This window comes from Marinimicrobium sp. C6131 (assembly GCF_026153455.1).
Lineage (GTDB): Bacteria > Pseudomonadota > Gammaproteobacteria > Pseudomonadales > Cellvibrionaceae > Marinimicrobium.
The window spans coordinates 687,975-699,681 of the sequence record NZ_CP110629.1 but is presented as its reverse complement, the minus strand read 5'-3'; the positions used below and the strand labels follow the sequence as shown (position 1 = coordinate 699,681).

The 11,707-nt window shown below is 60.7% G+C and carries 9 protein-coding genes; 4 read left to right on the top strand and 5 right to left on the bottom strand.

The features are described from left to right. Positions 1-6: 6 nt before the first annotated feature. Positions 7-1,821 (bottom strand): phosphogluconate dehydratase, encoded by a 1,815-nt coding sequence (gene edd / locus OOT55_RS02955; RefSeq protein ID WP_265367672.1) that lies wholly within the window; start codon positions 1,819-1,821, stop codon positions 7-9. Here edd and OOT55_RS02950 point away from each other — a divergent pair. After that, positions 1,813-1,935, top strand: a complete 123-nt coding sequence (locus OOT55_RS02950; RefSeq protein ID WP_265367671.1) for a hypothetical protein — start codon at positions 1,813-1,815, stop codon at positions 1,933-1,935. The genes edd and OOT55_RS02950 overlap by 9 nt on opposite strands. A gap of 227 nt (positions 1,936-2,162) precedes the next feature. On the opposite strand, the gene pgi is transcribed toward OOT55_RS02950, so the two are convergent. After that, the gene (pgi, locus tag OOT55_RS02945) at positions 2,163-3,806 is read right to left on the bottom strand and encodes a glucose-6-phosphate isomerase (protein WP_265367670.1); all 1,644 of its coding nucleotides are present in this window, start codon (positions 3,804-3,806) and stop codon (positions 2,163-2,165) included. Between the two features lie 345 nt (positions 3,807-4,151). Between pgi and OOT55_RS02940 the strand changes: the two genes are divergently transcribed. The 3 genes from OOT55_RS02940 (at position 4,152) to bioA (ending at position 8,078) form a co-directional block, all read left to right on the top strand. Beyond that, positions 4,152-5,252 (top strand): beta-N-acetylglucosaminidase domain-containing protein, encoded by a 1,101-nt coding sequence (locus OOT55_RS02940; protein WP_265367669.1) that lies wholly within the window; start codon positions 4,152-4,154, stop codon positions 5,250-5,252. A gap of 391 nt (positions 5,253-5,643) precedes the next feature. Further along, positions 5,644-6,624, top strand: coding sequence for an aldo/keto reductase (locus OOT55_RS02935; protein ID WP_265367668.1), 981 nt, complete (start codon positions 5,644-5,646; stop codon positions 6,622-6,624). Positions 6,625-6,752: 128 nt separating this feature from the next. Further along, positions 6,753-8,078, top strand: a complete 1,326-nt coding sequence (gene bioA, locus OOT55_RS02930) for an adenosylmethionine--8-amino-7-oxononanoate transaminase (RefSeq protein ID WP_265367667.1) — start codon at positions 6,753-6,755, stop codon at positions 8,076-8,078. 374 nt (positions 8,079-8,452) lie between these two features. Here bioA and OOT55_RS02925 read toward each other — a convergent pair whose 3' ends face one another. From OOT55_RS02925 to OOT55_RS02915, 3 genes are all read right to left on the bottom strand, one after another. After that, positions 8,453-9,460, bottom strand: coding sequence for a tryptophan--tRNA ligase (locus tag OOT55_RS02925; protein WP_265367666.1), 1,008 nt, complete (start codon positions 9,458-9,460; stop codon positions 8,453-8,455). 82 nt (positions 9,461-9,542) lie between these two features. Beyond that, positions 9,543-10,679, bottom strand: coding sequence for a tRNA-queuosine alpha-mannosyltransferase domain-containing protein (locus tag OOT55_RS02920; protein ID WP_265367665.1), 1,137 nt, complete (start codon positions 10,677-10,679; stop codon positions 9,543-9,545). Beyond that, positions 10,679-11,707: a cyclic nucleotide-binding domain-containing protein gene (locus tag OOT55_RS02915; RefSeq protein ID WP_265367664.1), complete on the bottom strand. Its 1,029-nt coding sequence runs from the start codon at positions 11,705-11,707 to the stop codon at positions 10,679-10,681. Before OOT55_RS02915 ends, OOT55_RS02920 begins: the two co-directional genes overlap by 1 nt.

Here is an 11,707-nt window from a genome sequence, read left to right as displayed (position 1 = left end):
CTCTCACTACCAACGGAAGACGGTGGCTCCCTCTTCGGCCAACCCGACTTCGGCACGCAGGGGGGCAAACAGCTCACGACCCATGCCATAGTGGCTGTTGGAAATGTCCGTCTGCTCCGGCTGACGGCTGGCAAGCTCTTCTTCAGAAACCAGCAGCTCCAGCTTGCCTGCATCGGCATCCAGCTCAATCATGTCGCCATCGCGCACCAGCGAGATGGGGCCGCCATCGAGCGCCTCGGGGGTCAGGTGGATGGCCGCGGGGATTTTACCAGAGGCACCGGACATCCTGCCATCGGTGACCAGCGCGACCTTGAAGCCGCGGTCCTGGAGCACACCCAGCGGCGGAGTCAGTTTGTGCAACTCCGGCATACCGTTGGCTTTCGGGCCCTGGAAACGCACCACGGCGACGAAATCCCGGTCCAGTTCGCCGGCCTTGAACGCCGCCTGGAGGTCTTCCTGGCGGTAGAACACCCGTGCGGGCGCCTTGACCTTACGATTCTCGGGCTTGACTGCGGACACTTTGATGACGCAGCGGCCCAAGTTGCCCTTGAGCAGGGCCATACCGCCGGTTTTGCTGAAGGCGCTGCCCGCCGGGCGAAGCACATCTTCGTCCAGGCTTTTCTCCGGGGCGTCACGCCACTCAATTTTATCGCCCTCGAGGAAAGGCTCCTTGGCGAAGTGGGACATCCCCTTACCCATGATGGTGGTCACATCCTCGTGCATCAGCCCTTCGCTGAGCAGACTGCGGATCAGGAAGCCCATCCCCCCCACCGCCTGGAAGCGGTTCACGTCCGCCAGACCATTGGGATACACACGACACATCAGCGGAATGATCTCGGACAGATCGGCCATATCCTGCCAATCGATGATCACCCCGGCCGCCCGGGCAATGGCGGTCAGGTGAATGGTGTGGTTGGTGGAACCACCGGTCGCCAACAGACCAATAATACCGTTGACGATGGCTTTCTCGTCGATTACCTCGGCGATCGGCGTGTACTGGTCGCCACTCTGGGTCAGTTTCACCAGTTGGTTGACCGCTTCGGTGGTCAGCGCATCGCGCATGCCGGTGCCGGGGTTGACAAACGAGCTGCCCGGCAACTGCATCCCCATCATTTCCATCAGCATCTGGTTGCTGTTCGCTGTGCCGTAGAACGTACAGGTGCCGGGGCTGTGGTAGGAGTCCATTTCCGCCTTGAGCAACTCTTTACGGCCGACTTTGCCCTCGGCAAAGAGCTGGCGAATTTTCACTTTTTCCGAGTTGGGCAGACCCGAGGGCATGGGACCCGCAGGCACAAAGACGGTGGGCAGATGCCCGAACGACAGCGAGCCGATCATGAGGCCGGGCACGATCTTGTCGCAAATACCCAGGCAGTGCACGGCATCAAACATGTCGTGGGACAGGGAGACGGCGGTGGACATGGCGATCACGTCGCGACTGAACAGTGACAGGTCCATACCGTCCCGTCCCTGAGTGACCCCGTCACACATGGCGGGAACGCCACCAGCCACCTGGGCGGTGACGCCGTTGGCCAGGGCCGCCCGCTTGATCTTGTCAGGGTAATCCACGTAGGGCTGGTGCGCCGACAGCATGTCATTGTAAGCGGTTACGATCCCGATATTGGGGGCACCCGTGTCCATCAGCTGCTGTTTTTCCTTCTCGGAAGAGGCAGCAAACCCGTGCGCCAGGTTGCCACAGGACAAGCGCTGCCGGGAGGGACCGTCGGTGCGCATCGCATTGACGCGCTCAAGGTACGCAGCCCGGGTATCCCGGCTTCGGTCGATGATCCGCTGGGTAATGTCGGAGAGTCTTTTGTGAGTCATTTCAGCACCATTGATTACTTTACATCCAGCCAGACGCCCTCGCCCCGCCACCAGCGGGAGCAACGAATCGGGTCGGAGGCCTGCCCCGCGCACTGCCACCCCGTCTACGGGTGAACGTGTCCGGCGCTGGGGGGCCGGACAGCACAGGGGGCGGCGCCATACACCGGCCCGCCAAGCCTTGTCTGACTTGCTATATTCACGGTCTAATGCTCCTCAGCGCTCATCCGATACGTTGCCGGACAATGCCACCAAGGCTCTCTCACACGTCTCCGCGCAGCGGTCATAAAAATGATTTTGCCGCCAGGGACCGGGGGTCGCTGGCGGCTGTACTGTTTCCGCTGTTACTTTGCTTGTTTGTAGTAGTTTATCAGACTGCGGGTCGAGGCATCATGTTTGTCGCTCACCTCGGCGCCATCCGCCAGCTCAGGCTGAATACCGGCCGCCAGCACCTTACCCAGCTCCACACCCCACTGATCGAAGGAGTGAATCTGCCAGATGATGCCCTGGGTGAAGATCTTGTGCTCGTATAGCGCAATCAGGGCGCCCAGAGAACGCGGCGTCACCTTGTCCATCAGCAGCGTGTTGGTCGGACGGTTGCCACGGTGCACCTTGTGGGCCACGATTTCTTCAATCCGCGCCTCATCCATACCCTTGGCCTTGAGGTCCGCACGCACCTGATCGGCGTCGATGCCCTTCATCAGCGCTTCGGTTTGCGCGAACATATTGGCCATCAGTGCATCGTGATGCCCTTCCACTTCAATGGTGGGCTTCACCGAGCCGATAAAGTCGGCGGGAATGATGTCGGTTCCCTGGTGCAGGAACTGATAGAAGGCGTGCTGGCCGTTAATGCCCACCTCACCCCAGATCAGCGGCACACTGCCGTAGGTCAGGGTTTCCCCTTCCCAGTTGACCGACTTGCCGTTACTTTCCATTTCCGCCTGCTGCATATAGGCCGGAAAGCGGTGCAAGCACTGGTCGTACGGCAGCAGGGCATGGGAGGGATAGCCCAGGAAGTTGCGGTTCCAGATACCGACCAGGGCCAGCATGACCGGGGCATTTTCCGCCAGGGGGGCTTCGCAGAAGTGGCGATCCATTTCATAGGCGCCCTGCAGCAACTCCTCAAAGGCGTCAAAACCCTGTTGCAGCGCGATGGGCAGCCCGATGGTGGACCAGAGCGAGAAGCGGCCGCCGACCCAGTCCCACATTTCAAAGATGTTCTTCTCCGCCACCCCGAATTCCACGGCTTTTTTCACGTTGGAGGAGACGGCCACGAAATGCTGGCTGGTGGTGGACTCGGAGCCGCCGCCTTTCAGGAACCAGGCCCGGGCGGTATTGGCGTTGGTGATGGTTTCCAGCGTGGTAAAGGTCTTGGAGGCCACGATAAACAGGGTGGTTTCGGGGTTCACCCGCTCCAGCACCTGGGCGATCTGAAAACCGTCCACGTTCGAGACGTAATGGGTACGCAGAGTATCGTCGCTATAGGCGCTCAGCGCTTCAGTGACCATCAGCGGCCCCAGGTTGGAACCACCAATGCCGATGCTGACGATATCGGTGATCGACTTGCCGGAAAAGCCTTTCCACTCACCGGCGCGCACGCTGGTGACCAGCTCGCGCATATGGTTCAGCTCGCGCTCAACCTGGGGGCGAACATCCTTGCCGTCCACCATGATCGGCTTGCCCGACTTGTCCCGCAGCGCCACGTGCATGACGGCGCGATCTTCGGTCCGGTTGATGTGCTCACCGCCGAACATGCGATCGCGCCAATCCGCCACCCTGGACTCTTCTGCCAATGCCAGCAGCCCTTTGCGGGTCTCTTCGGTGATCAGATTCTTGGAATAATCAAACAGGATGTGGGGAGCGCGAATGGAGAAACTGTCGAACCGGGACTGGTCCTCGGCAAACAGAGATTTGAGCTCCCGCTGACGCAGGGTATCGGCATGCTGTGCCAGGGATTGCCAACTCGGTAACTGGGTAGGACTTGCCATGTATCGACCTCATTTTTCCGCAGAGCGGGTCACTTGTGTTGGAAGCAATTGTGGTTTTTTGGCGGCGTCCGGTGCATCAGGTCGCCTGCCCGCCCAACCGCCGCTTCGGTTGACCGACGCGAAAGACTGCGTAGGTATTTAGCGATGACACCGCCGCTGCGCCGGGTGTCAAAGGTGCCGATTGAGCGCTGCAAAGCACCGCCGCCTCTGGCCTGGCGAGAAATTGAGCGTGCTTCAAAAAGGCAGGCATAATAAGCACTTAGGGTGAAAAAGTCAATTTGAGCGGCTTTCCAGCGCTGGTCTCACAGGGTAAGCTGGCTTATTTGTCGAGGCCGAGTTTGCGCCATGTCCCCATCCGCTGACATTCGCTCCACCCCGCCGCCGCTGGGAATCATTGAAGGTTTCTTCGGCCGCCCCTGGTCCTGGGCGGCCCGAACCGACATGGTCCACTTCCTGGCCCGACAGGGTTACGATTTTTACCTCTATGCCCCGAAAGCGGACCCCCACCTGCGCCGCCACTGGCAGACGCCCTGGCCGGAAGACGAGTGGCGGGCCCTGTGCGCCCTGCGCGACACCTGTCGGGCACAGGGGATCCGCTTTGGGGTAGGACTCAGCCCCCTGGAACTCTACCGGGAGCCCTGGCCGCAGAGCCGGGAGGCCCTGACGCGGAAACTCCAGGCGCTGAACCGCCTCGAACCGGACCTGATGGGACTGTTGTTCGACGATATGCGCGGCGACCTGCCCGAGCTGGCTGAACGCCAGGTATCCCTGGCCCATGTCGCGGCCGAGGCCAGCACCGCCGAGCACCTGATCCTCTGCCCGACCTACTACAGCTTTGACCCCGTTCTGGAGAAGGTTTTCGGTGCACGGCCGGCCGGCTACTGGGAGCATCTCGGGCAGAACCTCGATCCGTCGATCGACCTGTTCTGGACCGGGGCGGAAGTCTGCTCCCGGACCTACCCCGATGATCACCTCGCCCAGGTCAGCCAATACCTGCAGCGGCGGCCCTTTCTCTGGGACAATTACCCGGTCAATGACAGTGCGAGCCTGAGCCCCTATTTGCGCCTGGACGCCTACCCCGCCAGCCATGCCAGGCTTCGCGGGCAGGTCGCGGGCCACGCGGTGAACCCGATGAACCAGGCCTACCTGTCGCAGATTCCGCTACACTCCCTACCTGAGGCGTACCGGACATGGGGGGATTACCAGCCGGAGGCGGCGTTCATGAGCGCGACCCGGGCCTGCACCCCGCCCGAGCTGGCCAGACACCTGATCGCCGACCGGGCACTGCTGCAGGAGCGAGGGCTGAATGCGCTCACCGACGCCGAGCGACGCGACCTGGAAGACCACTATCAACCCTTCGCCGAGGCGGGACAACCTCACGCCCGGGAATTACTGAACTGGCTCAACGGCGGCTATGCGTTTGACCCGGCGTGCCTGACCGATTGACTAGTGGTCCATGCGGCTAATTCTGTAGCTTTCAGAGCTTCTGTGCTGGCGCGAATCAAGGCGCGTTTTGCAGGCAAGGGTGGCTCCCTTGTCAAGAAACGCAACGACGAGTCGCGTCAGCACAGAAGCTCCCGAAGGGCCGCCACACAAGCGCCGTGGGCGGTGTTGCGCTCGCTTGAATTGGCCACGGCCAGTCCTGCGCTCGCGCGCCTTGCCCACGACGCTTGTGTGACGGCTGAAAGTTACAGCATTAGCCGCATGGACCACTAGACCCCATCAACCCACAAGACACACTGACCACAGCAGAGTGTTAAACTGCAAATAGTCAGAACGACTAATTATGGACGGCGATCCCGTCCATCACGATGTATCGCAAACACGGGAGCGACCAATGCAGACGAGAAAACTCGGCAACAGCGAACTGGTATTGAGCGAAGTGGGCCTGGGCTGCTGGCAGCTCGGTGGCGACTTCGGCCCGATCACCGCCGACACCGTCGAAGCCATCCTTCAGACCGCTCTGGACGAAGGCATCACCTTCTTTGATACCGCCGATGTGTACGGCGGTGGTGCCAGCGAAACCTACCTGGGCCAACACCTGGCCAACCGCAACCCCAAGCCGGTCATTGCCACCAAATACGGCCGCGGCGACGGCGTCTACCCCGACGGCTACTCCCTGACCCACATGCAGGACTCGGTCAAGCGCGCCCAGGACCGTCTGAAGACCGACACCCTGGACCTGCTGCAACTGCACTGCGTGCCCACCGAAGTCATGCGCCACGGCGAAATCTTCGACTGGCTGCGCCGACTGCAGCAGGACGGTCAGATCCGCTATTTCGGAGCCAGCGTGGAAACCGTTGAAGAGGGGCTGATCTGTGCCGAGCACGATGACCTGACCTCACTGCAGGTCATCTTCAACATCTTCCGCCAGAAACTGCTCGACGAACTGCTGCCCCGGGCCGAAGACAAGGGCATTGGCATTATCGTTCGCTTGCCCCTGGCTAGCGGCATGCTGAGCGGCAAGTTCACCGAGAACACCCAGTTCGACAAAACCGACCACCGGAACTTCAACCGCGATGGCGACGCCTTCAATGTGGGCGAGACCTTTGCGGGCATTCCCTTTGAAACCGGCGTCAAACTGGTGCGCGCACTGGAAGGCATGGTACCCGAGGGTTACACCATGGCGCAGATGGCCATGCGCTGGATTCTGGACCAGCCCGCGGTCACCAGCATCATCCCCGGTGCCAGCTCGGCTCAGCAGGTGCGGGAAAATGCCAAAGTCAGTGCGCTCAAGCCCCTGGAAGACGGGTTGCATGAAGACCTGTATCGGTTCTATCAGGACCAGGTCCAGCAGCACATTCGCGGCGCCTACTGATTGCACCCTTCCACTATCGGACCCGGCGCTGGCCGGGCCCGATAGTCTCAGGACAGCTGATTTTTAACGGCTTTTCTGCTAGCGTGAGCGCCTTTCCACTCCACTCACGTAACTTCTGAAGGGCCCGCATGTCCAGTCACCATCCCTCCAGTTCCAGTTCCTCCAGCCCGCTCAGCGCCGAACAGATTCTGGAGATCGACCGTCAGCACGTCTGGCATCCCTACTCCTCGTTTCTGAACCCGACTCCTGTGTTCCCTGTGCAACGGGCCGAGGGCGTATACCTGCACCTGTCCGACGGCCGAAAGCTGGTGGACGGCATGTCCTCCTGGTGGTGTCAGCTTCACGGCTACAACCACCCGCGTCTGAATCAGGCCATTCAGGAACAGCTGGAGCAGATGGCGCACGTGATGTTCGGCGGTCTGACCCACGAGCCCGGCGTCACCCTGGCCAAACGACTGGTGGAGTTGACCCCGGAGGGCCTGAACAAAGTGTTTCTGGCCGACTCCGGCTCGGTTTCGGTGGAGGTGTCGCTGAAGATGGCCATGCAGTTCTGGCAGTCCCAGGGGCGCCCGGACAAGCACCGGTTTCTGGCCCTTCGCCGCGGTTACCACGGCGATACCTTCGGCGCCATGTCAGTATGTGACCCCGTGACCGGTATGCATCAGCTGTTCAGTCACACCCTGGCACAGCAACTGTTTGCCCCCCAACCGGAATGCGGCATCGATGAACCCTGGGACGAGCGCCATATTGCGGACTTTGAAGCCCTGCTGGTGGCGCACAAAGACGAACTCGCGGCGGTGATTCTCGAGCCCATCGTGCAGGGCGCGGGCGGCATGCGCTTTTATTCCCCCGATTACCTGCGCCGGGTGCGGGAACTGTGTGATGAACACGATGTGCTATTGATTGCCGATGAAATCGCCACTGGCTTTGGTCGCACGGGCAAACTGTTCGCCTGCGAACACGCCGGCATCAGCCCCGATATTCTGTGTCTGGGCAAGGGTCTGACCGGCGGTTATATGACTCTGGCCGCCACGCTGTGTAACGATAAAGTCAGCGACGGCATCTGCCGGGGCGAAGCCGGGGTGTTTATGCACGGGCCCACTTTCATGGGCAATCCGCTGGCCTGTTCGGTGGCCAATGCCAGCATCGACCTGTTGCTGGACAGCGACTGGCAGGGACAGGTTGGGCGTATTGAAGCTCAGTTGAAAGAGGAGCTGGGGGCGTGTCGGGATTTGCCGGCGGTGGCCGATGTGCGGGTATTGGGCGCGATTGGTGTGGTGGAGTTGCACGAGCCGGTGGATATGGCGAAGGTGCAGCCGCGGTTTGTGGAAGAAGGGATTTGGGTACGGCCCTTCGGCAAATTGGTGTACATCATGCCGCCGTTTGTGATCACGCCGGAGGAGTTGCGGCAGTTAACTATGGGTATTTATACGGTTGTATCTGAGTTGAAGTGATGGAGGGCGCATCTAACCCGGCCTGGGGTGGGGTGGACCCTTTCAAGACACGCCGTGAACCCATCCCTGGGGGCTCGCCTCGCGGAGTCCCTCCGCTTACGGTCTTGAAAGGGTCCACCCCACCCCAGGCCTCCGTGCCACCCTCAGAGTAACGCAGCAGTCCAATGGATTGATTTAATTTTCGCTCCGATGCGTCGGGCCGATCCGTCCATCGCGAACCGTGGCACGGAGGGCCGATGCGGGGTAAGCCCTTTCAAGACCGTGGAGCGGGGGACCCGCGATTCGAGCCTACAGGGATGTATGTACGGCGTGTCTTGAAAGGGCTTACCCCGTAGCGGCCCGGACGTCATGCAACACCGGAACGTTCATAACAATCACCGAATGGGACGAATACCCACTGCTTCACGCAGTTTCCCAATAAACTCGCGGCTTTCTTTGCGGGCTTTCTCGGCGCCGGCCCGCAACACCTCTTCGATGTGGGTCGGGTTGGCCAACAAGGCTTCGTAACGCTCGCGCGCCTCGCCTAACTGGCCATTCACCAATTCAAACAACTGCTTCTTGGCTTCGCCCCAGGCAATACCCTCCGCGAAAGCCCTGCGCATTTCATCGGTCTGCTCGGGAGTGGCGAAGGCCTGCCAGATCTGGAACACGGTGGAATCATCCGGGTCCTTGGGGTCGCCGGGTTCCAGCAGGTTGGTTTTGATTTTGTTGATGTGCTTTTTGAGTTTTTTCTCGGGCAGGAACAACGGAATGGTGTTGTTGTAGCTCTTGCTCATCTTGCGGCCATCCAGGCCCTGCAACACCGCCACATGGTCGTCCACTTTCGCTTCGGGCAAGACGAAGTGATCACCGTAATGATGGTTGAATCGCGCGGCGATATCCCGGGCCATTTCCACGTGCTGGATCTGATCCTTCCCGACCGGCACTTCATTGGCGTTGAACATCAGAATGTCGGCGGCCATCAGCACCGGATAGCTGTACAGGCCCATGGTGACACCGAAGTCCGGGTCCTCCCCCGCTTCCATATTGGCGGCGACGGCCGCTTTGTAGGCGTGGGCGCGGTTCATCAGGCCTTTGGCAGCCATGCAGGTCAGCAACCAGCAGAGTTCGGGAATTTCCGGGATATCCGACTGGCGATAGAACACCGCCTTGTCGGTGTTCAGACCCAGTGCCAGCCAGGTGGCCGCAATCTCGCGGGTGGACTGATGCACCTGCTCCGGGTCCTGACATTTGATCAGCGCGTGGTAATCCGCCAGAAAGTAGAAGGATTGGGCATCGTCCCGTTCACTGGAGCGAATGGCCGGGCGAATGGCGCCGACGTAGTTGCCCAGATGAGGCGTGCCTGTGGTGGTGATACCGGTTAGAACCCGCTGTTTACTCATGATCGTTATCGTATCGCTGTTCAGTGGTGGGAACGAAAGGCCGCTATGATACAGGCTGAAACACCGGTTTTGCACCCGACGGTCAGATTTTTGAGGTCCGCGCGAGTGCGATCAGCTCATCCCGATAGACCGGATGCCAGCGCCGCTCATGCAGAAAATCGATATCTGGCACAGCAAGCCATTCGCCCTGGACCCGCGCCCGACACCAACTCAGTAACCGCTCCGCAAACGCCTGGGCTTCAAGCTCGGGATTTTCCGGATCGCTCAGGTAACGGTAATCGGGCGCAAACCACTCCGGATAGGCTTCACGATCCGGCACCAGGGGGCGACAGCCCGCCGCCACCGCTTCCAGTACCGACAAACCCTGAAAGTCATGCAACGCTGTGGACAGCACCACATGGCTCTCGGCCAGCAGGCGGCCGTAGGCTTCCCGACTCTCCACATAACCCCAGGCGCCCCCGGCGCCGTGAGCGTCCAGCAGGGACTTCAGGGCCTCAAAAGCCGGCGGTTGCTGGCGGAACTGCTGCCCAACCACGTGCACGCGAATCGGCGGCTCGCCGGCTTTTCCCTCCGGACACAGTTCGAAAAAACGGCGCAGACCATTGAGCAGCCGATCCGGCGCTTTGTCGTATTCCCAACGGTGGTTCCAGATTAGGGTCAGAGGGCCATCCTCTGGTGCCCGGTCCGGCACAAAGCAGTTGCGCTCGATCGGTATGGGCAGCACCCGACTGCGGGCGTGCAGCTGTGCCAGAACGGTATCCGGCGCTCGATCCGGCAACCGCGCTAGCAGGTCCGCCACCCCGGTGAGAAAGGTCTGCCGGTTGTAATCGGAATTGAACGCCACCTGGTCGGCGCACAGGGCCGTGTACAGGTTGATTAGCTGAGGTTCGACATTGGCCCGCTGTTGCTTGCGCTGGGGGTAGGCAAACTGATTTTCGTGAAAGTAAACCAGGGTGGGAATGCGCGCGACTTCGGGCACCAATCCGCGCAGAGCCGACAGGTCCACCATCGAGGTGGCAATCAATAGATCGTAGGGTTCACGCAGACAGTGCGCCTGCTCAAACGCCCAGAGAAAACCGCTGCCGCGCATGCGCCACTTGAAGTGACGCGGGGGCAGACTCAACTGTGTCCACTGCCAATCCGGGTACCGGGCGGCCAGTTGCTCCCGCCATCGACGATGACTGGGGGCATCGTATCCGGACAGGAGCAGGACGCGCATCAGTTGAGCGACTGACCGTGCAACTGAGCCGCGTCTGTAAGCAGGTAGACCTCCAGGCCCGCCTGGGCCAGCAACTGCACGGCGACATCGCTGCGTCGCCCGGCATCATCGGAAACGACATACGCGGTCGATTTGTCCAGCTCGCCCAAAGCACCGCGCAGCTGTCCGAGCGGAAGATTGCGGCTGCCCTCCAGCTTACCGAAACGCCGCTCCACCACCAGACGGACATCGAGAATGACGAACTCGCCCAAAGAGGCGGAGCGCTCGCCCCACTCGGACGCCGGGATGGTTTTGACCACCGGCTCCTGCAACAGGGTTTTGAAATCCGCTTTTTCCAGGCGCATCAGCCGCCCGGCGGTCAGCATGTCGACATTGGCATTGCGGGTCGTATCACCGACCAGCGCTTCCTCACCAAAATAGGAACCCGCGCCCAATTCCGCCAATACCCGACCGGCCTTGTCGGTTACCGAAGCGCGCCCGGACTCGAGCACATAAAAATAATCACCGGGCTCCCCTTCGCGCACGATTGATTCGCCTTTTTCGACGTCGATTTCTTCGAAGCGGACAAACAGTTGCTGAATATGGCCCGGCGGTACGCGAGTAAAGAGCGGCGACTCCAGCAGGTAGGACATCCAGTCATGATCATCCGCCCCGCTGCTGTCACCCTCGGGGTGATCGCCGCTCTGACTCCAGGCCATCACCAGATCCAGAAAGTCGCGCTCCAGAACAATCAGCTCGACGTCCGTTTTGGCGACCGCCGACACTTGCGTGGGCGAATGATCCGCCAGAGGAAAGCTGGCATTGTCCGATCCCGCCTCCAGGCTGCTGCTCTGAAACTGGGCATCGATCAGGTCGACCCGGCCGGATACCAGATAGTGCTGCACATCCAGGGTTTTGCCCCGTTTAAAGATCAGTGTGCCGCGGGGTATCTCTACCCACTCGGCCTTTTCCAGCACCTTGTCCAGGTACTCATCAGACAGGCGATCGAAAGGGGAAAAAACCCGTAAAGTGTCCCGTTGGAGACTCAT

Bases quoted from the DNA above. Each gene is read 5' to 3' on its own strand.
- edd (WP_265367672.1), bottom strand. From the start codon at position 1,821: ATGACTCACAAAAGACTCTCCGACATTACCCAGCGGATCATCGACCGA.
- pgi (WP_265367670.1), bottom strand. From the start codon at position 3,806: ATGGCAAGTCCTACCCAGTTACCGAGTTGGCAATCCCTGGCACAGCAT.
- OOT55_RS02940 (WP_265367669.1), top strand. From the start codon at position 4,152: ATGTCCCCATCCGCTGACATTCGCTCCACCCCGCCGCCGCTGGGAATC.
- OOT55_RS02935 (WP_265367668.1), top strand. From the start codon at position 5,644: ATGCAGACGAGAAAACTCGGCAACAGCGAACTGGTATTGAGCGAAGTG.
- bioA (WP_265367667.1), top strand. From the start codon at position 6,753: ATGTCCAGTCACCATCCCTCCAGTTCCAGTTCCTCCAGCCCGCTCAGC.
- OOT55_RS02925 (WP_265367666.1), bottom strand. From the start codon at position 9,460: ATGAGTAAACAGCGGGTTCTAACCGGTATCACCACCACAGGCACGCCT.
- OOT55_RS02920 (WP_265367665.1), bottom strand. From the start codon at position 10,679: ATGCGCGTCCTGCTCCTGTCCGGATACGATGCCCCCAGTCATCGTCGA.
- OOT55_RS02915 (WP_265367664.1), bottom strand. From the start codon at position 11,707: ATGAGTCTCCAACGGGACACTTTACGGGTTTTTTCCCCTTTCGATCGC.